General features: G+C 64.0%; 20 protein-coding genes and 1 pseudogene. 11 read left to right on the top strand and 10 right to left on the bottom strand.

What is annotated here, in order from left to right; all coding sequences use genetic code 11:
- The first annotated feature begins 87 nt into the window (after window positions 1-87).
- From GOSPT_RS10610 to GOSPT_RS10620, 3 genes are all read left to right on the top strand, one after another.
- Complete coding sequence (locus tag GOSPT_RS10610; RefSeq protein ID WP_005205920.1) at window positions 88-1,062, top strand: ParA family protein; 975 nt, start codon at window positions 88-90, stop codon at window positions 1,060-1,062.
- Complete coding sequence (locus tag GOSPT_RS10615) at window positions 1,059-2,162, top strand: ParB/RepB/Spo0J family partition protein (protein ID WP_005205922.1); 1,104 nt, start codon at window positions 1,059-1,061, stop codon at window positions 2,160-2,162. Before GOSPT_RS10610 ends, GOSPT_RS10615 begins: the two co-directional genes overlap by 4 nt.
- A gap of 198 nt (window positions 2,163-2,360) precedes the next feature.
- Complete coding sequence (locus GOSPT_RS10620; protein ID WP_005205923.1) at window positions 2,361-3,353, top strand: hypothetical protein; 993 nt, start codon at window positions 2,361-2,363, stop codon at window positions 3,351-3,353.
- Between the two features lie 16 nt (window positions 3,354-3,369).
- On the opposite strand, the gene GOSPT_RS10625 is transcribed toward GOSPT_RS10620, so the two are convergent.
- From GOSPT_RS10625 to sigM, 5 genes are all read right to left on the bottom strand, one after another.
- Complete coding sequence (locus GOSPT_RS10625) at window positions 3,370-4,629, bottom strand: N-acetylmuramoyl-L-alanine amidase (protein ID WP_005205924.1); 1,260 nt, start codon at window positions 4,627-4,629, stop codon at window positions 3,370-3,372.
- Between the two features lie 285 nt (window positions 4,630-4,914).
- Complete coding sequence (trxA, locus tag GOSPT_RS10630) at window positions 4,915-5,253, bottom strand: thioredoxin (protein ID WP_005205925.1); 339 nt, start codon at window positions 5,251-5,253, stop codon at window positions 4,915-4,917.
- Window positions 5,254-5,308: 55 nt separating this feature from the next.
- Entirely contained in the window at window positions 5,309-6,307 is a 999-nt protein-coding gene (gene trxB, locus GOSPT_RS10635) for a thioredoxin-disulfide reductase (protein ID WP_005205926.1), read from the bottom strand.
- Between the two features lie 112 nt (window positions 6,308-6,419).
- Entirely contained in the window at window positions 6,420-7,190 is a 771-nt protein-coding gene (locus GOSPT_RS10640; RefSeq protein ID WP_005205928.1) for an anti-sigma factor family protein, read from the bottom strand.
- A 109-nt stretch (window positions 7,191-7,299) separates the two neighbouring features.
- Window positions 7,300-7,863 carry an RNA polymerase sigma factor SigM gene (sigM, locus tag GOSPT_RS10645; protein ID WP_005205930.1) on the bottom strand — a complete coding sequence of 188 codons (564 nt, stop codon included), beginning with the start codon at window positions 7,861-7,863 and terminating at the stop codon, window positions 7,300-7,302.
- Between the two features lie 180 nt (window positions 7,864-8,043).
- Between sigM and GOSPT_RS10650 the strand changes: the two genes are divergently transcribed.
- From GOSPT_RS10650 to GOSPT_RS10670, 5 genes are all read left to right on the top strand, one after another.
- Window positions 8,044-8,580, top strand: a complete 537-nt coding sequence (locus GOSPT_RS10650) for an Rv0361 family membrane protein (RefSeq protein ID WP_442902985.1) — start codon at window positions 8,044-8,046, stop codon at window positions 8,578-8,580.
- A gap of 31 nt (window positions 8,581-8,611) precedes the next feature.
- Window positions 8,612-9,571, top strand: a complete 960-nt coding sequence (locus tag GOSPT_RS10655) for a PA domain-containing protein (protein ID WP_168431316.1) — start codon at window positions 8,612-8,614, stop codon at window positions 9,569-9,571.
- 153 nt (window positions 9,572-9,724) lie between these two features.
- Window positions 9,725-10,678, top strand: a complete 954-nt coding sequence (locus GOSPT_RS10660) for an SMI1/KNR4 family protein (protein ID WP_231894771.1) — start codon at window positions 9,725-9,727, stop codon at window positions 10,676-10,678.
- A 61-nt stretch (window positions 10,679-10,739) separates the two neighbouring features.
- Window positions 10,740-11,117: a hypothetical protein gene (locus GOSPT_RS10665; RefSeq protein WP_039855586.1), complete on the top strand. Its 378-nt coding sequence runs from the start codon at window positions 10,740-10,742 to the stop codon at window positions 11,115-11,117.
- A 29-nt stretch (window positions 11,118-11,146) separates the two neighbouring features.
- On the top strand, window positions 11,147-11,782 hold the full coding sequence (locus GOSPT_RS10670) for an SMI1/KNR4 family protein (RefSeq protein WP_051993836.1): 636 nt from the start codon (window positions 11,147-11,149) through the stop codon (window positions 11,780-11,782).
- Between the two features lie 42 nt (window positions 11,783-11,824).
- Here the strand turns inward: GOSPT_RS10670 and GOSPT_RS10675 are convergent, their stop codons facing one another.
- Window positions 11,825-12,310 carry a nitroreductase family deazaflavin-dependent oxidoreductase gene (locus tag GOSPT_RS10675; protein ID WP_005205939.1) on the bottom strand — a complete coding sequence of 162 codons (486 nt, stop codon included), beginning with the start codon at window positions 12,308-12,310 and terminating at the stop codon, window positions 11,825-11,827.
- A gap of 37 nt (window positions 12,311-12,347) precedes the next feature.
- On the opposite strand from GOSPT_RS10675, the gene GOSPT_RS24550 reads away from it, so the two are divergent.
- Window positions 12,348-12,641 (top strand): winged helix-turn-helix transcriptional regulator, encoded by a 294-nt coding sequence (locus GOSPT_RS24550; protein ID WP_141630866.1) that lies wholly within the window; start codon window positions 12,348-12,350, stop codon window positions 12,639-12,641.
- An 816-nt stretch (window positions 12,642-13,457) separates the two neighbouring features.
- Here the strand turns inward: GOSPT_RS24550 and GOSPT_RS10690 are convergent.
- Window positions 13,458-14,114 (bottom strand): CPBP family intramembrane glutamic endopeptidase, encoded by a 657-nt coding sequence (locus GOSPT_RS10690; RefSeq protein ID WP_005205941.1) that lies wholly within the window; start codon window positions 14,112-14,114, stop codon window positions 13,458-13,460.
- Window positions 14,115-14,262: 148 nt separating this feature from the next.
- Between GOSPT_RS10690 and GOSPT_RS10695 the strand changes: the two are divergent.
- Window positions 14,263-16,187 (top strand): annotated as a pseudogene (locus GOSPT_RS10695) (alpha/beta hydrolase).
- A 45-nt stretch (window positions 16,188-16,232) separates the two neighbouring features.
- Here GOSPT_RS10695 and GOSPT_RS10700 read toward each other — a convergent pair.
- Together GOSPT_RS10700 and GOSPT_RS10705 are read right to left on the bottom strand one after the other, a co-directional pair.
- The gene (locus GOSPT_RS10700) at window positions 16,233-16,661 is read right to left on the bottom strand and encodes a PPOX class F420-dependent oxidoreductase (RefSeq protein WP_005205943.1); all 429 of its coding nucleotides are present in this window, start codon (window positions 16,659-16,661) and stop codon (window positions 16,233-16,235) included.
- 83 nt (window positions 16,662-16,744) lie between these two features.
- Window positions 16,745-17,422, bottom strand: coding sequence for a TetR/AcrR family transcriptional regulator (locus GOSPT_RS10705; protein WP_005205944.1), 678 nt, complete (start codon window positions 17,420-17,422; stop codon window positions 16,745-16,747).
- Between the two features lie 181 nt (window positions 17,423-17,603).
- On the opposite strand from GOSPT_RS10705, the gene GOSPT_RS10710 reads away from it, so the two are divergent.
- Window positions 17,604-18,545, top strand: a complete 942-nt coding sequence (locus tag GOSPT_RS10710) for a sterol desaturase family protein (RefSeq protein WP_005205945.1) — start codon at window positions 17,604-17,606, stop codon at window positions 18,543-18,545.
- Here GOSPT_RS10710 and GOSPT_RS10715 read toward each other — a convergent pair.
- Window positions 18,529-22,596: a murein biosynthesis integral membrane protein MurJ gene (locus GOSPT_RS10715; RefSeq protein ID WP_083837471.1), complete on the bottom strand. Its 4,068-nt coding sequence runs from the start codon at window positions 22,594-22,596 to the stop codon at window positions 18,529-18,531. The two genes, GOSPT_RS10710 and GOSPT_RS10715, sit on opposite strands and share 17 nt — an antisense overlap.
- Between the last annotated feature and the right edge of the window lie 283 nt (window positions 22,597-22,879).

A 22,879-nucleotide genomic window follows, 5' to 3' on the forward strand; every position in this document is an offset into this window, starting at 1 on the left:
CGAGGGATCGTGCGTGCTGCACGATAGAGGGGCGGAACAATCTTGGACGCCGACGATGCTTACGAAATATCGCAGAGGAGCCACAGCGTGACCGACCAACAGCCGGATGTTTCACGTGAAACGATTCCGCCGGCCACGTCGACGCCCGAGCAGTTCGACGACACTCCCATCGCCGCCGCCGCAGCCCGAGCCAGTCAAGTCCTGACCCCTGGCGGTGCTGGCCAGTTACCCCGCCCCCCGCACACGCGCGTGATGACGGTGGCGAACCAGAAAGGCGGCGTCGGGAAGACGACCACGGCCGTGAACCTCGCTTCGGGGCTCGCGCTGCACGGGCTGCGCGTCCTGGTCGTCGACCTCGACCCGCAGGGCAACGCGAGCACAGCTCTGGGCATCGACCATCGCGCACCCGACATCGCGTCGGTCTACGAGCTGCTCCTCGGCGAGGTCACGCTCAAAGAGGCGGTCAAGCAGAGTCCGAGCCACGAGAACCTCTACTGCGTACCCGCGACCCTCGACCTGGCCGGCGCCGAGATTGAACTGGTCTCGCTGGTTGCCCGAGAGAACCGACTCCGGAATGCGCTCAATGATGCGTCGGTCGCGGAGTTCGGCTTCGACTACATCTTCATCGACTGCCCACCGTCACTGGGTCTCCTGACCGTCAACGCGATGGTCGCCGCTCGAGAGGTGCTCATCCCCATCCAGTGCGAGTACTACGCACTCGAGGGCGTCGGTCAGCTCCTCCGCAACATCGAGCTGGTCCAAGCGCACCTCAACCCGAATCTCCACGTCTCGACGATCCTGCTGACGATGTACGACGGCCGCACCAAGCTCGCCGACCAGGTCGCCGACGAAGTACGACGCCACTTCAGCGATAAGGTCCTCGGCACCGTGATCCCCCGCAGCGTGAAGGTGTCCGAGGCGCCCGGCTACGGCATGACGATCATCGAGTACGACCCGGGTTCACGTGGAGCAATGAGCTACCTCGATGCCGCGCGCGAACTCGCCATGCGTGCGAAAGACGAATTCTCCTCCACCACGGACCTCTCGAGAGGACAGCAGTGAGTCAACGAGACGCCCAACGACGCGGAGGACTCGGCCGCGGTCTGGCAGCCCTCATCCCGACCGGACCATCCGAGAACGAGTCGAGCGCTCCCCGACTCGGCGCTGCTGCCGCCGATGTGGTGATCGGCAAGGGCAACTCCGGTGGTAGTTCGGGCGGGAACGGCGCCCCCTCCTCCCCCACGAACGGAAGTCCGCAGGGCTCCACGACGACGCCGACCGATGCGACACAGTCGAGCACTGACGGAAACGCGTCTGCCGTCGGCACCGTCGACGAAGTCGGGGCCGTCTATCGCGAGCTGACCCCCACACTCATCCAGCCGAACCCGCACCAGCCACGCAGCGTCTTCGACGAAGAGGCGATGGCCGAACTCGTGCACTCGATCAAAGAGTTCGGGCTCATGCAGCCGATCGTCGTGCGTAAGCTCTCCACCCCGACACCCGACGGCGTGCTCTACCAGATCGTCATGGGCGAGCGGCGCTGGCGAGCGAGTCAGGAAGCCGGACTCGAGGCGATCCCATCGATCGTTCGCGAGACGCCCGACGGCGACATGCTGCGCGACGCTCTCCTCGAAAACATCCATCGCGCACAGCTCAACCCTCTGGAAGAAGCGGCCGCGTATCAGCAGCTTCTTGAGGAGTTCGACGTCACCCACGAGGAACTGGCCACCCGTCTCGGACGCTCGCGGCCGGTGATCACCAATATGATCCGCCTGCTGAAGCTCCCGATTCCCGTGCAACGTCGCGTCGCTGCTGGCGTCCTCTCGGCCGGCCACGCTCGCGCGCTGTTGTCACTGGAGACCGGAAGCGATCAGCAGGAAGCGCTCGCCGCGCGGATCGTCGCCGAAGGACTGTCGGTCCGAGCCACCGAAGAAGCGGTGACTCTCGCCAACCGTGGCGACGGACCGTCGACCCCCACCCCATCGCCGAAGCGTCGACAGATGCAGATGCCGGGTCTCCAAGATCTCGCCGAGCGGCTCTCCGACGGCCTCGACACCCGCGTGACCGTCAGCCTCGGCAAGCGCAAGGGCAAGATCGTCGTCGAGTTCGGCTCGGTCGACGACCTCGAACGTATTGTGGGGTTGATCCAACCGAAGACGTAGCAACGATCGACGACTCGGTGAGATAACAACGATCCGAGGCGCCGATACCCGCGAAAATTCGTGACCCACCGCATCCGAAAGTTTCGTCACAGTGACAGTCGAGCAGCACACCGAGCACATGAACAGTGAAACACCCTGCAGGACATCAGATTTCACGTTCGTGGGCGCTCGACCGATGCGTCGAGGCGAGGATTCACAATGAACTTCACGATTTCCAGTCTCGATCTCGAAGCATTCGAGTCATTGCCCCCGCACACCCGTCGTTGCGTGTTCTGGGAAGTCGATCCGTCGTTCACCAACGCGGCGTCCACCGCTTCCGATGACGATCCCTCTCCCCTGCGCGGCTCCGCGTCGTCCTCCGAGACACCGGCGGGACCGGCGAGTCTCACGAACTTCGAGAGCGAGTTCGACAAGGAGGCGTGGATCTCGTCGGTCCTCCTCGAATGGGGAACCTGCGGCCAGATCGCGATCGATTCGTCGACCGGCGTTGTCGTTGGCGCGGCGCTCTACGCTCCGCCCGGACGCGTCCCCCGCTCACGTAGCTTTCCGACGTCGCCGGTGAGCGCCGACGCGGTGCTACTCACTTCTGTGCGCACCGAGCCGGGTTTCGAGGAAGCGGGCGACCTCCTTATCGATGCCGTGGTCACCGATCTGATTCGACGAGGCGTCCGTGCCGTCGAAGCGTTCGGTTTCGTCCGACACGGTGGATCCCGCTACGGCAGTTCTCGTCACGGATCATCGCGCGACGCACTCGAGCGCGAGTATGACTCTCCCGCAGCGTATCTCGGTGACGAAGAATCATCAGATGACAGAAAGAGCTCTGACACAACGGATTTCGGCGACCTGAGTACGTGGTCGGAGGAGGCCGTCGTCGAGATCGCGCGCGAGATCCTCGACGGCCCGGGTCAGGATCTGTGTGGGCAATGCATGATCGACGCCGGACTCCTGAAGGATTCAGCCTTCGACGTGGTTGCGTCGCATGTGAGGTTCCCCCGCTTTCGCCTGGAGCTCGACGAAGGACTCGGCTGGAAGGTCGGAGTCGAGAGCGCCTTGGAGAAGCTCGTCGTGATGGCCGCGATCGATCTGGTCGGCAGAGAGCGGCTCACTGTTCCGGCCGGTAGTCGTAGTGGCGCGCGAACAACCCCACGCGGACACGCAGAAACCAGCCGCGACAGAGATCGCGAGAAGTAACTGGATCCGCTACCGGTCAGAAACCGGAAATACGTTCGGCCGCAAGGAGATCTGCGAACGTGTAGGTCCCTGTCGGGCGGTCGTTCTCGCCTAGCAGGTACAGGCGCTTGACCGCGACGAGGATGGCCTCGGTGATCACGTTGCGATAGTGCGGGTCGTCGAGCACCTTGGCGTCGTCGGGGTTGGTGATGTAACCGACGTCGATGAGGACAACTGGCATCCTGGTGAGCCGAAGGATGTCCCAGGTGCGTTCGTGGACGCGGCAATCGGTCAGCGGTGTGCGAGCGGCGATCTCACGTTGGATGAAGTCTGCGAGGTTGCGCCCGATGGTCGAATACGACCCGCGGTTGTTACCGAAGTAGAACGACGCGACGCCGTTCGCAGCGGGTGTCTCGTGGTGTCCGCATCGTAGCGAGATCATCATGTCGGCATCGACGAGATTGGCCACCCGAGCACGCTCGTCGTCGGATGCGTGGCCGCGACCGTCGTGCGACAGGAAGGTTTCCATTCCTGCAGCGGCCATCCTGCCCTCGAGGCGAGCGGCGAGATCCCACAGCACGCGGGATTCCAACTCGGCGACCGCTCCGGTCGAAAGTGCGTGCATCCCAGCAGTTCCCGGATCGATGACGATCCGCTTGCCGGACAGTTGGGGGCCGGAGCGTCGAACATGCTCTTCTTGGCGGATCGCGTAGGGCGACCCACCGGTCACACGGGTACCGAGCCGGTCGAGTGCGCGCAGCGTCGCCGGACCGCAGATGCCGTCGGCGGAGAGTCCGTACTCGCTCTGGTAGAGGCATACCGCGTTGTGGGTGCTCTCGCCGAAGACGCCGTCGACGAGTCCGGTGTAGTAGCCGAGGTTCTGCAGTCGGCTCTGGAGTGTGGCGACGTCGTCTCCGACCATGGGAGCCGACAGTCGGTACAGGAGTACTCGCGCGCCGAGTTGATACGACGCCTCGCGCAGCGATCGATACGTCGCCTGGCCGACGATGCCGTCGACGATCAGTCCGCGTTGCTGCTGGAACGCGCGCACTGCGTGGTCGACGTCGATGTCGAAGAGGGCGTCCTCGGTGCTGTGGATAACCGCACCGGTCTGCGGCGCTTCCGCGTCGTGCGTGTCGCTGGGTGCGATGTCGCCAGGTGTTGCGGCGCTAGGTGTTTTGCCGCTCTCGGGTGCCGCGTGACGGCCCGGAGTGGAGCTGAGCAGTCCCTGTCCGGAGAGGATCGATCGAATCTCGGCTACGGCCGACCCACGATCTCCCAGTCGGAACGTTGGCATCTCATCTCCTCAATTGGACATGTCGCCGTGAGGGGACACGGACGACATTGAACCAAAGTGAATTATCTCAGGTCGTGGCATATGAGCAAAACTCATGCACACAGTTGAACCGATCCACGCTGTGCCGCGTCCCCGAGGCTACCGGTTGCCGCAGACGACACGTGGCAGATAGTTCGTGATGCCAAACTAGCAGTACAGGCCACCGTCGAATGCCAGGTGAGCTGTTCGACGGTGGCCTGGTCGGCTCACGTAGAGACGTGAGCGACGTCACTGCTGAGGTGTCGGTCAGGCGTTGGACCCGACGACGGAGTCGAGGTCGCGCAGGAGCGCGGCCTTGCCCTTGACGCCGACTATGGTCTTGGTCGGCTTGCCGTCCTGGAACAGGATCATGGTCGGGATCGACATGATCTTGTAGTCACGAGCGACTCCGGGATTCTCATCGACGTCGACCTTGGCGACGGTCAGCTTGTCGCCGTAGTCGCGTGCGATCTCCTCGAGGACCGGTGCGATCATGCGGCACGGGCCGCACCAGGTCGCCCAGAAGTCGACGAGCACCGGTCCGCTGGACTCGAGTACCTGATCTTTGAAAGTGGCGTCAGTGACGGCCACGGTGTTTGCTCCCATGATGTGTCCTCCTCTGGACGTGGTGCAGGGTGGTGAATAGAGGTGAATCCGCAGGTCAGACGGTGGGTGCGACCGTTGCGACCACATCGCCTTCGATCGGCATCGGCTCGATGTCGCCTTGATCGGCGAGCCACCGCTCGGCGTCGATCGCTGCCGAACAGCCGCTGCCTGCGGCGGTGATGGCCTGTCGGTAGGTGTGGTCGACGAGGTCGCCTGCGGCGAACACGCCGGGAACCGACGTGTAGGTGGTGCGGCCGGAGACCTTCACGTAGCCCTTGTCGTCGAGGTCGATCTGACCGCGGACGAGTTGACTGCGCGGGTCGTGCCCGATGGCGACGAACATGCCTGTGACGTCGATGTTCTTCTTGTCGCCGTTCCGCGTGTCGGTCAGTTCGAGGCCCGTCACCGAGTTGCTGCCCAGCACACCTGTGACGGCGGAATTCGTCACGAATTCGATCTTGTCGTTGGCGCGAGCGCGCTCGAGCATGATCTTCGACGCCCGGAACTCGTCGCGGCGGTGGATCAGCTTCACGCTGCGGGCGAACTTGGTGAGGAAGGTGGCCTCCTCCATCGCCGAATCGCCGCCACCGATGACCGCGATGTCTTGGTCCTTGAAGAAGAAGCCGTCGCACGTGGCACACGCCGAGACTCCCCTGCCCAGCAGTTCCTGCTCACCGGTGATCTCGAGGTAGCGGGCAGCGGCACCCATCGCGAGGATGACCGCATAGGCGCGATGCGTCTCGCCGCCGGCGTCGACCTCTTTGATCGTGCCGGTCAGGCGGACTGCCTCGACGTCTTCCATGCGGAGATCGGCCCCGAACCGGATGGCCTGCTCGCGCATCTCGTCCATGAGCGCGGGGCCCTGGATGCCGTTCTGGAAGCCGGGGTAGTTCTCGACCTCGGTGGTGGTCATGAGCGCACCACCGAACTGCGTTCCCTCGAAGACGACCGGTGCCAATTCGGCGCGGGCTGCGTATACGGCAGCGGTGTATCCGGCCGGTCCGGACCCGATGATGATCAGGTCGTGGATCTGCTGGTTGTCTGTCTGGCTCATCCGTCCTCCGTGCTTGTGGCGACGCGCGGTACCGCTGATTCTCCGGTGCGCGTTGTCGGCTCGTTCAACACAAGCCTAAGGGCAGATGTTCCCGCTGCTGATCCCGTGGCGCTCACCCACCCAGTCTGGTGCGCGACACCGTCGCCGGGTTGTCGGTATCGCAGCCCTGCTCGACGACGAGTGCGTCGAACCGACCGGCCATCCCCGTCCCGAGCAGAATTGCCACCCGCTCCGACCCTCCCACCGTGATCTCGCCGGAACCGAGGACCGGAGTCGACGCCGGTACGCCGTTGGCCGCGGTGCACCGACGTAGCGCTGCCTCGGATTCGAACGGCGCGTGGCCGGTCTTTCCGAGCACGGACAACGCCGAGGCCTTCTCGACGCCGTCGAGCTGCGGTGCGTCGAGTTGTGTCGTGTTCGCCGAGGTCGACGGCTGCGCCTGCACACCGGCGCCCGGTTCGTCCGTGGTCCTGGTGGCGACGACTGTCACGACTCCCACAAGCACCGCGATCGCAGCCGCGGCACCGACGAGGAGAGCTGCAACTCGTGGTGCGCGGGTCGACGAACGTCGTCGACGTTCGGAGAGGTCTACAGGGGCCACTGAAGACTGCTGCGCAGCGTCGCGGGCCAGTGAGTCGTTGTGAATGGCGGACAGTGTGGCGGCGATCCGCGAGTCGACCTCTGGCGGAACGGGTTTCGGCTCCTCCGAGAGAGAACGTAGCGACTCGCTGGTGCGGTCGAGTGCGGCCAACACACTCTGGGCTGCGGGGTCGTTGACGATCCGCTCGCGCATGTATGCGGCGGTGTCGTCGGGTAGCGCGCCGGCGTGGAGGTCGGCGAGCAGATCCTCCGAATAGGGCGGTTCGGGATACGGCGTGTTCATCGTTGCGCTGTCCTGCTCCCCCGACTGTTGTGGCCATCATGGCGGCCTGGCTCGTCCACTGCCACATACGACGTTGACCGGAGCCGATCGGTTCCCTCGAATCTCGTGTTCATGAGTCTTCCTTGAGGTGACCGAGCAGCTTTGCCAAGCGGAGACGCGCTCGCGACGAACGACTCTTCACCGTTCCCTCAGCGACACCCAACCGCTGCGCCGTTTCGGCGATGCTGAGACCTTCGACGTCGAGCGCGACGACGACGGCCCTCTGCTCCTCCGGGAGCTGCGCCAGAGCGTCGCCGATGCTCATCGACAGATCGACCGCCGCGTACCGATCTTCACGCGCCGCCAGTGCTGGAATCTCGAAGTCAGGAAGAGAAACTGTGGGGCGCAACTTATCTCGTCGTATCCGATCGAGACATGCATTGACGACGATGCGATGCAGCCAGGTGGAAACTCGCGCGTCAGCCCGGTACGAGTGTGCCATTCTGTGTGCGTTGAAGAGTGCGTCTTGGAGTGCGTCGGCGGCATCGTCGGGGTTGTTGAGGGTGCGGTAGGCGACGGCCCAGAGGCGTTCTTGGTGGCGTCGGATGAGGGTGGAGAAGGCGTGGAGGTCGCCGTTGATGTGGGCGCTGAGCAGGTGCTCGTCGCTGCGTGTGTCGCTGGTTCCCCCTGGCATGGGTTGAGATTAGTGCAGCGCGGTGTCGCGTATGTCGGGTTGGCGTGTTGGTTGTGGAGGGAGGTCGGGCTGGGGATGGGTAGCGTCGCGCGCACTATCGCGCTGCCAAGAGCGCTGAGCATCCCACGTACTATCGCGCCACTGGGTCCAATTGCCACAGCGCGAGGAAAGCACTGAACGATGCACATTCGATGTCAGCCGAGTTCTCTGAGGAGGGCGCGGACTGTCGTTGTCGTCACCACAATGACTCTGCTTCTTCTGATTGCAGCGTGCGGCACACATGAGGAGACTTCGATGCCTACGTCCACGTCCGCGGAAGAGTCACACGTAAACGCGGCGGTAGATCGCTACGAGCACGCGAACTCGCATGGCTCGCGGCGCGATATCTTGGCCACGCTCACCGCGGACTCTCCCGAGCGTGAACTCCTTAGAGGATCGGACGAGGCGTTCGCCGAACGGCGGAAGCAACTCGACGCGGCACAGTACAGCGAGAAGTACACCAACAGAAGGGATCTCACGATCACTGGCGATACCGCCACGCTGACCACGGATTACGTCGAAACACGTAGTGACGGGTCGCCGACGGGCACGCCGAGGACACTTACAGGTCAAGATATCGAGTTCACGCTGAAAAGAGTCGATGGCGAATGGCTGATCTACGAGACCACCACGCCGGCATTGCGCAATGACCGCATCCTGCAGCAGGGTCCGCCGTGATCAAGCTGACGGCCGAGCTAGGTGCGGAAGGGTGAAACAGAAGGATGCCACGATGACAGTCGAACCCCGTGCGTTGGCAGAACATGTGACGCGTATGGCGTCCGACAAAGGGTCCAAATTCTTCGACGACATCTCGTTGCTGGCTTGCTGGGTTGAGCAAGGGCTTATCCTAATTGTCTTCCGATCGAATCTAATGCGGGATGCACGCCGAGCCTTAGGTATTGTTTACGATCCGGCCGATCCGGCGAAACGCATCGACGTCGAAGAACTAGCTTTTGAAATATACGAATACGAGATGGTGGAACCTCACCTCTATACAAACACGTGCTCAAGCCAGCACGACGCGATCCATTGGCGCGTCGTCGGATCTTCTGAAGTGCCAGCCCGCTTTGAGAAACTGTTGATTAAGGCGGCAACTGAGGAATCTACGGAAAAGTACTTGAGACGATTAGTCCCAGCCAGGATCGCCGGTACCGCCGTTCTCAGTGGACCTTCCTTCGCTAGACGTGGTGCTCAATTCAGCCGGGAGTCGACCGAACACGGCTCATTTTCTCCACTGCCAGGAGCGGGGCAGAAGACGAAGTTTTCGTACATATCATCCGCGGTCGATGCGTCCGTTGACGGTACGCCGGTAATTCTGAGGCCGTTTCCGTTCTCGGCCGGAACCGATAGCGTTTCAGTGCCGCTGATAGCGTCAGGTGACGGGTGTCAGCTAGGCCGCGCAAATACTTTCGGCAAGTTCGTCGTGGGTCACCGCGGTGGCTGTAGCTTTGAGCAGAAGTACGACGTTGCTCGACGAGAAGGGGCAGCGGGGCTGGTCATCACATCCGACGAGCGTCTGCCGGACGCGCGTTGGCAGAGTCCACGGATCAATTTGACGGAGATCCCGATACTTGTCTGCGACGAACCGGAATCCATTCGGCTGCTTGTTGATGGCCGTGCGCTTAGTGTTTCCTTTCACGGGCAGGTGATCTCATCGCCATCTGATTAGCTGCGATTTGTCATGGTAAGCGTGCCAAGGCATTTCGAGTGGCACAGTGGTTACACGGTAGACCGGTATCCGTACCCAACCCATGGGAGGACGATGATGAGCGACGCGGCGGATTCAGATAGCTGGGACACCTTGGTAAGTCGGTGTGCCGAGGTGTCTCATCAACTCGTCGAGCAGGGTCTTGTGGTCCCGTTGCCGGGCGCTGAGCCGTCCGGGCCACGACCGCCGGCAACGCCCGCGCAAATCGCTGCTGCCGAAGCTCGGATTGGGGCACGTCTGGACCCCGACGCTCGTGCACTGCTCAGCAGGGCCAACGGTTGGGTCGGGCTCACCGGACGTTTCACGCTGTTGTCCTGTGAAGACATCGGTGGTCCCGACTGGGCTGACCTCATCGAATTGCGTGACATCTTCTTTGAATCGTGCCCGCCAGACTCGTGGCCTGACAGCGTCGTGGATCCCCAGGTCCTCATCCCGATCGTTGTCGTGCCGTACTCGCCGGAGACCATCTACGTCTTTCCCAGTGAGGCAGCCGACGGCCCGCGACCCGCACTGAACACGGGTCTGGATCCGATCCCGGAAATCACCTTGAAGCAGGCTATCGAGGTATCTCTCGCCCAGGCTGTCGCAGATTTGAACGCGATCACCAAGGGCGCTCGGGACGACGACGAAGGCTTCCCGTGCCCCTCACCTGACGAACTACGCAACATCGTGGGCGCCCAGTCGCGACCCCTCGTCACACGTCAACAAGGGGCCACACAGGTTTCGTGCCTGGTTCAGTTTCCCCATAGCGACGCATTCTCGCTTTTGTCGTTCAAGAACAAGGGTCAATTGAGTGACAGTGTCCTCCCGGTGCTCGAGGAGCAGGCACAGAAGCCTAGCGATCGGACCGACGGCAGGACGACGTCGTCGACGGTTCGGCCGCTCGACAATCTCGGCGATGAAGGCTACGAATTGATCACCCGATTCGACGACACCAACGAGATCCACGAAATCGTTGTCTGGAGTCGCACCGGGCTGTACCGAGTGCGAGTCTCAGGTCGATTTCCCGACCAGGGTGTCGCACGGTCTGTCGCGCGACTGTGGGTGAAAACCCAACCGGCCCAATGAATCACAGAGAGAGGGTTCTTGAAACTCGATGTCATCGCAAGAGTCACAGATATACGCGGCGGTGGATCGCTACGAACACGCGAGATCGCACGGTTCGCGCCGTGACATCTTGGCGACGCTTACTCTGGACGCCCCCGAGCGCTTTTACTACGGCGGATCGGACGATGCGTTCGCCGAACGACGCAAGCAACTCGACGCAGTGCACTTCAATGCGCAGTACACCAACAGAAGGGACCTCACGATCACCGGTGATACTGCCACGCTGACCACTGACTACGCCGAAACGCGCACCGACGGGACATCGACTGGCACGCCCTCGCAGAGCTACGGGAAAGACATCGAGTTCACTCTGAAAAAGGCCGACGGTGAATGGCTGATTTACGAGATCACCACGCCAGCAATGCGCGAGAACCGCATCCTGCAGCAGGGTCCGCCGTGATCTGGCTAGCGGCGCTACGACCGGCGGACATGCCCGAGCGCGGAACGCTGGCAGAGGCGGTGGCGCACGCGACGTCGATGGTCAGCGGGGATGATTTCACCGACGTCGTCACACGAGGACGGGCAGGCGTCGAGCCGGGAATCTGTTGCGACATCTACCATCTACCGCCGAACGAGCTCGCCGCGCCAGACGCACTCGGCGATACAGGCGTGGGTGCGGCATCGGTGTACGCGGTTCGCCGGTTCACCTACCGCCCGGGCAGTTCGCTTGACGAGGTGCGCTCAGCCGAGGAAGCGCTTGATGTTCAGCTTCCGCAGCGTTGGGTCGAATATCTCACCGGCCCGAGTGTCCTCGATAAGGCCGAGGGCCCAGAATATTTCGACCTCTTCACTCCAGCCGATATTGCCGACGTGACGAACGCGTTCTATGAGTGGTCACCGCGCATCGGCGCTGCGATGATCGGCAGCGACGGTGGCTCGAGCCGACTGCAGTTGGACACTCGCGTCGGCGACGCAAGCCCTGTCGTCATGATGTTCCCGGGCGATCGTGATTGGGAGGACACCACCGTTCAGGCCGACAGCATCGACGACTTCATCGAGTCCGCGGAGGCGGGGACCTTCGAAGTGATCTTCGACGACACGCGCAAATATCGTCCGCGCAGGTGACGATCATTGCTTGGCCTCCGACATCGATGATCGGTCGGCGGGTCACGTCGGCTCGAGCCGGTAGAAGTGGATCGTGCGCTCGTCCGCCCACTGTTCGTAATCGCGGTAGGCGGGCCACACCGCAATTGCCCTGGGCCAGAGAGCGGTTCGCTCCGACTCGGACAGGCGCTGGGCGTGTACCGACTGTGTTTGGCTACCAATGGTGATGGTCGCGCTTGGTGTTGCTTCGAGGTTGTATGACCATGCGGGCCGGCGGTTTTGGCCGAAGTTCGATGCGACGACGATGTAGTCGTTGCCGTCCTCGATGTAGATGAGAGGCGTCGTTCGTGGCTGGCGGCTTCGACGTCCCGTCGTGGTGAGGATCAGCTGGGGCAGAAGTGCGCGGGGTACGAGGTGTAGCCGCCCGCCGGTCAGTCGGGCGATCGAACGATCAAGCGGCACCGAGCGCCGCATGACCTGGGACACAGTCTTATTGGTGCCCATCCGCTGGAGCAGGCTCGTAGCCGTCAGTGTTCCCCTCGGTGTCATCGCCGCGCTCCTGCCCGTCGGTCCGAGTATTCGACGTATGCCTGTCCCGAACGCGTGCGTCCTTCGATCTCGCCATGCCAGTGGTATCCGGCGATGTAGCCCATGCCCGCTTACAGCCAATGAGTCGGTGCGATTGTCCGACCTTCGTCGCCGAATTCCCGAGGCGTCTCCGACGACGATGTCTCAGCGGCTCGACGAGCTGGTTGACGCGAGGATCGTCACCAAAGGACGCTCGGGCTACCGGTTGACGACGCACGGCGCAGCGCTTCTGGTCAGCCTGGGGCCACTCGAGTTATGGGCGAAGTCGTGGAAATTGGCGCACCGTGATTGACTGCGGGCGAGCCCGAGCCAGTATCGACGTGAAGCGGGAATGTGCCCGCGCGTCTCTGAGCGCATCAAGCTAGGCGTCGTCCGGGTTGTTCTTTGGATCAGCTACGCTCGTGCTCATGGTGGCTGGCTGTGACGCGTCAGACTCGAATCACGTTTGCCCCGGCCAACTTCCCGCTTCAAGCGGGCAACCAAGTCGATTCTTGTACTCACAAGTCGACCCGCCACCGAAAGCGGCTCCGCGGGTGTGGATTTCGGGGAAACCTAGCTACAGGGTGCCGCCGGTTGTAGAGGTCTGGCCCGGCCCAGAGAATCGGGCCATCGAGTCGCCGCGCGATCCGAGTTGCATCAAATGGACTTGCTCGCCCAAGGACTGGGATGGGCAGCTTGCAATTGATACAGATCGCGCCCCATTCGAAGTCGTCGTTACCCGATATCAAAGCGTAGGCGACGATGGTTTGCCTCGAGAATTGATGCAGCGGTGTCAGTACGGTCGAGGTTGCGAGCCGTGCTCGATTTACGAGGATGCTGATGACCGCGGGCTCGTAGTCGATCTGAGGGAATCAATCAATACAGATTACCCTTACATGCTGATCCAGCTCACATGGACGAATCAGTCGTCTAACGCCGGCTACGCTCGCGACAGTTTTGTCGTCCTGGCGGTCGAGGCTTTGTGATGCCAACCAGGTTGATCGAGTTTCGGCACTGAATATCGCTGTTTCATCAAGGCCCCACGATGTGTGTCTGCCACCGCCGCGACGGCCCGAGGGCATCGCGATCTTGCCGTCCAACCGCGATCACGCGAGTGACCTCCGCATGCCTATCCCCCGAACCGCCAGGCCAGCGCGGCGCCGACGGCACCGATGCCATTGGCGGCCCAGTGCAAGGCGATGGGAGCGAGCAGACTGTCGCTGCGCACGCGGAGCCATCCGAGAAGCACGCCCGCTGCTGCCGTGACGGCGACAGCCACCACGACACCGATGACCTGTGAGAACACGGTCTGTCCGAAGAGGTCTGACAGGCCCGCGTTGCCCGCGGTGAGCCCGAGCGACGTGACCACATGCCAACAGCCGAAGAGCACGGCTTGGATCAGCAGGGCGCGGGTGGGCGTCGTGAGTCGACGCAGCGAGCCGAACAGCACACCCCGGAAGAACAACTCCTCGGGCAGCACCGTCTGGAACGGAATCACGACGAACGCAGCCAGTAGCGCGTGTCCGAGGTCGCGATAGGCGTCGTTCTGAAACAGCTCGCGTGTCGGCGGAATGGCGACGCCGACAACGACCACAACAACGACCGCAAGGACGATGACCAACGCGTATCGTCCGCCGCTGCGCAGGCCCGCACGGCCGAGGCCCAGGTCCTCGTGAGTGAGCCCCGCGGCGAGCGCGATGGACACTGCAACCACCGCGGCGACCGTCACCAACCATTCGACGCCCGGAAAGTGCAGAAAATGAGCGCACATCTGCGCGGTCAGCATTAACGCGGCACCAACAATTGGCACCAACCACAGTCGACGACGCTTTCGAGAATCGGGCAAGCGTGAGCTCGCGGATGAGACATTGTCGTTGCGGCTCACCACGGTAGCGTCGCACAGGTTTAGGATTCACGAGTCACATCGATGTCCGATGACCACGAAGGGTGCCCAGGTGCCAGACAAGCCAGCGACCGGCTCCGAGCACGACGCGTCGTCGAAGACCAGTACCTCGGGTCCTACACCCGACGGTGACGGCCAACTCGCCGAGCCCAGCACTGTCGACAGCAAAGCGGCAGCCGACGCCAAGCCCGCCGTCGAGAACAAGGCGGACCAAGACAGCAAGCCCGCCGTCGAGACCAAGGCGAGCTCCCATAGCAAGCCCGACGCCGAAGACGAGCACGGCAAGTCGTCGCACGGCTGGTCGTCGAAGCTACGACACGCGGCGCTGGCCTATGCGCATCGGATCAGTTTCGCCGGGCTCATGTTCGCGACGGTCTTCCTCTGGTTGTCGACGACGCCGTCGTTGCTGCCGCGCGGTCCGTTGTTTCAGGGTGTCGTGTCGGGTGGCGCTGCGGCAGTTGGCTATTGCGTCGGGGTGTTCATCGCCTGGCTGGTGCGGTACATGCTGTCTCGCTCGCAGCGGTGGCCGTCGCTGAAGCGAAACTATTGGATAGCGCTGGGTGTGATCGCGCTCATCGGCACGGTCGTGATGCTGTATTGGTATTCGCGGTGGCAGACCGAGATTCGCAATCTGATGGGTGTCGAAAACCTCACCTGGACGGCGTATCCGATCATCGCGGTGTTCGCTGTGCTCGTCTTCGTGCTGCTGATGGTGATCGGGCAAGCATGGGCGAGTCTCGTGACATGGCTTGTGCGACAGCTCAGAAAGATCGCTCCGCCGCGCGTTGCCGCTGTCGCGGGCCTGCTCGTGGTCGCGCTGCTGACGGTGTTCATCCTCAACGGTGTTGTCGCGAAGTATTCGATGAAGGCGCTCAACAGCACCTTCGCGTCCGCCAACGATGAGGTGCGGCCCAACACCGCTCCCCCGACGTCCGGGTTGCGATCGGGTGGCCCCGGGTCGCTGGTGACGTGGGAGTCGCTTGGGCGTGAGGGTCGCGTAATCGTCTCCAACGGACCGGATGTCGCGAAGCTGTCGGAGTTCAACAAGCAACCGGCCATGGAGCCGATCCGAGCGTTCGTCGGACTGGGTTCCGGCGACAATCTGCGCGCCAACGCGCAGTTGGCTGCCGACGAACTCGTGCGCGCAGGTGGCTTGAAGCGCAAGGTGATCGCGATCGGCTCGACGACCGGATCGGTTGGCTCAACAAGGCGACCATCGACTCGCTCGAGTACATGTACAACGGCGACGTCGCGACGGTGGCGATGCAGTATTCGTATCTGCCGAGCTGGATCTCGTTCATCGTCGACAAGGAACGTGCCCGCCAGGCGGGTGCGTCACTGTTCGAAGCTGTCGACGCCAAGGTGCGCGAGCTTCCCGAAGCGGAGCGTCCCAAGCTCGTCGTCTTCGGCGAAAGTCTCGGATCCTTCGGCGCCGAAGCGGCTTTCGGTACGGTCCCGACCGTCACCGCGCGTACCGACGGCGCGCTGCTCTCCGGTCCGACGTTCAGCAACACGCTCTGGAACGATGCAACCGCGGGCCGCGACAAGGGATCACCGCAGTGGCTGCCGATCTACAACAACGGCAGGCAGGTGCGCTTCATCGCCGACGAGAAGGATCTCGATCGGCCCGACGCACCGTGGGACTACTCGCGCATGGTCTATCTGCAGCACGCATCCGACCCCATCGCCTGGTGGTCGCCGCAACTCATTCTGCGCGAACCGGATTGGCTCAAGGAACAGCGCGGCAGGGACGTCATCAGCGCGACCCACTGGATTCCGTTCGTCACCTTCCTCCAGGTGTCGGCCGACATGGCGGTGTCGGTCAACGTCCCCGACGGCCACGGCCACAACTATCAGTCGGCCATCCCCTACGCCTGGGCACGCATCCTGCAGCCGCCCGGCTGGACGGACGAGAAGACGCAGCAACTCGAGCCGCGACTGCACCGCGACGGGTAGTACGTGGGTGCCCGGGTCAGGCGCCGGGGTACTCGGTCAGGCAGCTTAGTCGGCGATGTCGAAGGCGGCGATGACCTTCGTCGGCGTCAGCCGCACGAGCGCCTCGCCGGGCACGGCATTGCGCTTGCCGAACTGCTCGGCAAGGTCGGGACCCATGTACCGCTCGGCGATTGCCGTGGCTGTGCGCAGGAGGTCGTCCGGGTCGTCGTCGAAGCTGACGGTGCCCTGGACCTGCACGAACGAGAAGGGCGGCTTCTCGTCGTCGACGACGATTGTCGCTCGCGAATCACGTTGCAGCGCTCGACCTTTCGATGTGTCCACGCCGGTGTTGAACACCAGCGCGCCGTCTTCGACGATGAACCAGATCGGTGTGACCAGCGCTCGACCGTCCTTCGACACCCAGGCGATCTTGCCGGTTCGTGTTCCGGTGGTGAGGAATTCGACGACCTGGTCGGTCAGCTCGGCTGTGGACATGGCTCAGGTACCTTTCGTCCGGTGATGTCGGTTGTGCGGCGGTAGAGCGCAGCGGTAGATCCACCACCAGGGTAGGTCGTGTGTCAGGCCAGGCGCTGATACGTCGCGATGAACATGTCGACACAGACGTCCCGGATGTCGGAGACGTCTGCGGCCGGTGCCCCGGCGTCGGTTGCGATGTACCAGTCGACGAGGAGCTGCGTGAGAGCACCGATCAATCCGACAGCGGCGAGCCGGAACCGCGCGGGTGGCTGCTCGTCGTCGAATGCGATGTCCATGGCCAGCTGGGCCCACGCATGGATGGCGTCCATCCGCAGTCGCTCGAGCGAGGCGTCGACTCCGACCACCTCCACGAGGATCACCCGCGCCATTCGACGGTCGCCGGTGAGGCATTCGAGCAGGGCGTCGAGTGCCACGCGGGTGAGTTCTGCGAGGCGCTGCTCGTTCGGTACATCGTTGGTGGTGGTGTCGGGGACCTGCAGGAGGCTCTCCCCCACGGCCGCGCGGCAGATGTCGACGCAGTGTTCGTACACGGCTGCCAGCAGCGCGCTTCTGTCGGCGAAGGATTCGTAGAAATAGCGCTGGGTGAGGCCGGCCTCGTCGCAGAGCCGCTTGACCGACACGTGACGAAAGCCCTCGCGGCCGAACAGGTCCAGTCCGGCGTCGACAAATGCTGCTCGACGCCGCGCCTGCCGCTGCTCAGGCCCGGTCCCGGCGTACAGCCGCCCCGGAGGTCCGGGCTGGGAGGTCTCGAGTGTCACGGATTCCTCTCTTGTCTCGTCGGTCTTGCTGGCCCTGTGTCCTGCTGGCCCTGTTCGTCTTGCTGGTGCTGTTTGTCTTGCCGACCGGCCGGCATGGACACGCCTCATCTGAGACGATACTGTGTCAACATGAATCTGACACACTGCCGTGTCAGATAGCGGACCGGAGGTGACGCCCACGATGCTCGACCTACTCCCCGACCCCATGAGGGAGCCGACGGTCCTCGCGATCCCGTTCTTCGTGACGATGCTGGCCATCGAGTGGTTCGCGGCCTACAAGCTCGAAGAATCCGACGACGACGGTCGGGCGCCGAAGGGTGCCTACGAGAAGCGCGATGCTCGCGCGAGTCTGTCGATGGGCGTCGTGTCGATCGCGACGAGCGCGGCGTGGAAACTGCTCGGGTTGCTCGTGTACACCGCCATCTTCGCCTACCTCGCGCCGTGGCACCTTCCGGTCACCGCCTGGTACACGTGGGTGATCGCGTTCCTCGGCGTCGACTTCTTGTTCTACTGGTCGCATCGGGTGTCGCATCGGGTGCGGCTGGTGTGGGCGACTCACCAAGCGCATCATTCGAGCGAGTACTTCAACTTCGCGACGGCGCTGCGGCAGAAGTGGAATATCAGTGCAGCCCTTGTGATGTGGCTGCCACTCCCCCTCCTTGGTGTGCCGCCCGCGCTGGTGTTCGCTGCGTATTCGCTGAATCTGGTGTACCAGTTCTGGATTCACACCGAGCGCATCGACAAGATGTGGCGCCCTTTCGAATTCGTCTTCAACACGCCGTCGCATCACAGGGTGCATCACGGGAGTGATCCGGAGTATCTCGACCGCAACTACGCAGGCACGCTGATCATCTGGGACAGGCTGTTTGGTTCGTTCGCGCCTGAAACACACCGTCCCACATACGGACTCACCAAGCCGGTCGGCACGTACAACATCGTGAAGCTTCAAACACACGAGTACGCGAGCATCGCGCGCGACGTCCGTGCAGCGGCAAGCTGGCGTGCCCGCCTGGGTTACGTGTTCGGTCCTCCCGGGTGGGCGCCCTCAAGCGTCGCCGGAGCCGGCGCCACGGGAGCCGGAACAGTCGAAAGCGGTGACGGGCGCGTCAGCGCGCCATCGTGACCTGGCCGATCTGTACCTGGTAGCTGCCGTTTCCTGTGCTCGGCAGCGAGGTGAGCCAGACCATCACGTAGCGGCTGCCCTGCGGATTCTCGACCGTCAGCGTCGTGCTCGGCTGGTCGACCGTGCCGGTTGCCACCGTCGAGGTCTGCGCGGCGGTCGGTGTTGCCGACGGTGCGGTGCGGATCTCGACGTTGAAGCCGGGCGTCGGCGTCTTGATGGTCATGGCCTTGACGCTCTGCTCACTGCCGAGGTCGAACATGAGGCCCATGCCGTTCTTGAGTCCACCGAAAGCCGCTGAGCCACGGTAACTGTCGCTGCGCCACGGCGGAGCGGCCCCACTGATCACGTTCTGCAGATTGACGGAATTGTCCGGCGGCTGAGCGGAGAAGTCGACGATCGAGACCGCGTTGAGCGGGATCGCTGTGCCTGCGGCCGCCTGCGGTGGTGCGGAATTGCCCGGCGCGGCAGGCGCGGAGGTCGTCGGGAGGATCGAGTTGATGTTGGTGTTGCCCTCGTCGCCACCGAAAATGCCTGTGGCCCAGACGATCAGCGCGATGACAACGAACAACGCGAGCAGCGCTGCGCCCGCGAGCAACCCGACGTTGCGTTTGCGAGCCGCAGCAGCCGGCGACGGTTCGTGAGCACCGATCCGCACCGGTGGCTCGTCGTCGTTGATGGCGGGCAGCATGTCGGTCGGGAGGTCGAGGACGGTTGCCTGGTCGAGGACGTGCTGGACGGTGCCTGCAGTGCGGATACCGCGTGCGCCGTCGAGTGCGCGCGATGCCACCGCCGAGATCTCGAAAGGTATGTCGGACTTGACCTCTCGCGGATCGATCGGCTCTCCGTCTGGGCCGGGGGAGGCGATGGGGAGTCCGCCGACGGGCGTCGTCGTGTCGGCGGTGGTGACGAGGTGGTGTCCGGTCTCGCCGTCGAGTGGCCAGCGCGCGAGCAGTAGCGCGTACAGCACGGCGCCGAGTCCACGGACATCCGACGACTTGTCATCGCCCGCAAGGGTTCCCGGGAAGGCGAGTACGGCGTTGCCGTCGGTGCTGATCCGAATCCGGTCGGGATGATCGATGGAGAGCGCTCCGCCGGAACGGTGTGCGGCTTCGGCGGCGGCCGCAAGTGCACGGACGGCACGGGCGGCGCCGATGGGGGAGGGACCAGAGCGTGCGACGTCGGCCAACGAAGAACCGGGCACCCATTCGGTGACGACGATGCCACCCGACGATCCACGCACGACGTCGAGAACACGCGCGACGCCAGCGGAGCTGATCTGGCCCAGTCGCAGAGTGCGGGTGAGAACGCCCTGGGGGCCGGAATCGCTTGCGCTCGGCTGATCTCCGCGCTCGGGCGGCGGTGCGAGCTGCTCGGCGTCGACGAAGGTCAGGCCGACCTCGCGGTCGAGGTTGATGTCCTGTGCGCGCCAGAACTGGAGGCCACGGGTGCCGCCGTGGGTGTCGAGGAGGCGGTAACGACCGCCGGCGACAGCCGCGCCGGGGATGAGACGCGGTCCGCGGCGCACGGGCGTGCCGAGTTCCTCGGGACGGTCGGGATCGGGGGTTGGTCCGCCGGTCTGTGAGGATGAGCGCGGCTCATTTGTCTTGGCCTGCTCACTCGTCGTGTCGGAGGACGTCTCGGACTGGGGGGTGGTCTTGACCTCGCTGCCACTCAAGCCGCTATCAGTCAAGCCGCTGTCAGTCACGCGTCGGACTCCTTTCCTGCGATACCGAATGTCTCGTGGTTCACGCGTTGGTGAGCCGACCTCGAGACCCCGACCACCGGCTGCACCACCGCTGAGCACCGCATACGACTGCCAGGTCGCGGTACCGCGGTCGAATCGCCGGACCACTTGTACCTGACCAGAGTACGGGAGCGATTCATCGGCAGTGACCCGCGGAAACTGAACCGTGATGGTCGGCGACGATTCCGTGACCTGACCGGCAGGCGGTGCCAGAGCCGGGATGAACCGGCCGAGCAAGCGGCGCACCGAATTGCCGATCGCCACAACGTCGGGCAGGCCTGCCGCCGACAGCCCCGCGTAGGTCACACCGAGCACCACGACCGCAGTGATCAGCAGATACGCCAGCGAACCGAGCTTGCCCTCTGCCGTGCCCAGATAGTGCAGACCCGACAACTCGGCGACGACCCACACGATCGCAGCGACGCCGACCGAGACGATCAGCGTCACGATCGTCGTGCGCGCAACACCTTCGAGGCGTCGGTAGGCGAGGCGCTTACGAAGGAGGAAGTGTCCGACGATCGCGCCCGCGAGGTAGCCGAGACCGTTCGACAGCGACAGCCAACGGATCACCATGTGCGGATCGGAGAAGAGCACCGGACCCAGATACGACGACGCGATCTTGACGACGGTGATGCCGAGCGCGATCCACGTCGGAGTCCACGCGTCCTGCGCGGCGTAGAACACGCGGAGCTGGACGAGCGTGATGGCGTAGGGGATGAGCGTGAATGCGCCCCAGGCGAGGACCGAGCCGAGCTGCGAGGAGATCGAGGCGTCGAACTTGCCGAAGTTGAAGATCGCAATACCGATCGCCGGCCCGAAGAAGGTCATGAACGCGACCGTCGGGACCAGAGCGACCATTGTCAGGCGTGAGGCGAGGGAGAGATCGTCGACGACGGCGTCGCGGTTGTCGGCGGCGGCGTTACGGGACAGCCGCGGCATGATCGCGGTCAGGATGGTTACGCCGAGCACGCCGTAGGGGAGCTGGAGAAGCTGCCAGTGCGTCGCGTACACCGAGATGCCCGACGAGTCGGCGTGCGAGGCGATCCGATAGGTGATGACGAGTCCGACCTGCAGGATCGCGACGTAGCCGACGATCGCGACCGCCTGGCGCCCGAAGGCACGCAACCGCGCGTCGATGCCCCACTGGAGCTTCAGCCGCACCCCGGCACGACGAAGCCACGGGATCAGAATGCACGCCTGCAGAACGACGCCGAGCGTGGTGCCGACGCCGAGGACCAGCAGCTTGGGCTCGGACATCTTGACCGGGTTGAGCGTGATCTCGCCGGGCATCAACGCGTACAGGACGAGCGTCGCGATCTGGACGACGTTGTTCAGCACCGGAGCCCACGCACCCGGTTTGAACAAGCCCTTCATGTTCAGGATGGCGATGAACAGCGCCGACAGCCCGTAGAACAAAATCTCCGGCAGTAGGAGATAGGCGAGTGCCGTGGTCAGCGGTCTGTTGACGTTGCCGTCGCCGACGTTGAGGAGGGTGAGCAGGGGCGCAGCGACGAGCGCGATGAGCGTCGCAGCACCGAGCATGCACAGCGCAAGGGTGAAGATGCGGTTGATGAAGCCTCGGCCGCCGTCGGGGTCCTCGGCTTCCGCACGGACGAGCGTCGGGATCACGATCGCGGTCAGCACGGCACCGAGCACGACCTCGGCGATCATGTTCGGCAGCACGTACGCCGCCTGGAACGCGGATGCGATCGCGGGACCGAGCATCGCGAGCACCAGCACGGTTCGAATGAACCCGGTGATGCGGCTGGTCAGCGTGGCGAGCGCGATCGACCCGGAGGTCTTGACGATGCTCGCATCGGAGTCGCGCGCGAGACCGGTCGACGACGAGGTGTCGGCATCTGAGGTGTCGGTGTTTGGGGTGTCGGTGTTTGGGGTGTCTGGGAAATCTGGGGCAGTGCTGTCTGGCTCGCGCGACTGCGTCGCGGTGGACGCTGAGGCAGCGGTCCGCGCCGCGGGAGTCGGCGCGGGGCGAGCTGGGGGATTCGTCGGCTGAGGGTTCGACGGCTGAGGATTCGACGCTTGCGGATTCGACGATGGAGGCCGGCGAGTGCCCGTCGTCGGTCGGGCCTCGCGCAGCGGACGTCCCGCGCGGGGAGGCTGGGCTGCACGTGAGGGGGCTGCACGTCGAGGTTGGGCGGCGCTCGGGGGTTGGGCGTTGGGGGGCTGGGTGCCGCGTCGAGGTTGGGAGCCGCGCGGGGGTTGGGAGCCCGTCGGTTGGGTATTCGGCTGCTGTCGGGTGCGGTCGTCGCCTGGTCGCTCGTGGCGGCCGTCGCGATGCTGGGGCAGATCGCGGGACGGGCGCGGGTCACGAGTCGTCGAATGCGGGGCGTCTGGGCGTCCAGGCGGGATCACGCGAGGAGCTGCGCGCCCTGACAACGGCGGGCGAGCACCAACCGGCCCGTTCAGCGGCGCGGGCCCGACACCGGGGTCACGCATGCCGGGGTCGCGGGGACCCGAGGACCTGGCACCTGAGCGGCGCTGCGTCGAATCGTTAGGCGGAACGCGACGCGGCTCGGCACGCCGCTGTGATTCTGAAGCGGCTCGCCGCTGGGAGTCTGGCGCGGCCGGC

This window comes from Gordonia sputi NBRC 100414 (genome assembly GCF_000248055.1).
In the GTDB taxonomy this organism is placed as follows: domain Bacteria; phylum Actinomycetota; class Actinomycetes; order Mycobacteriales; family Mycobacteriaceae; genus Gordonia; species Gordonia sputi.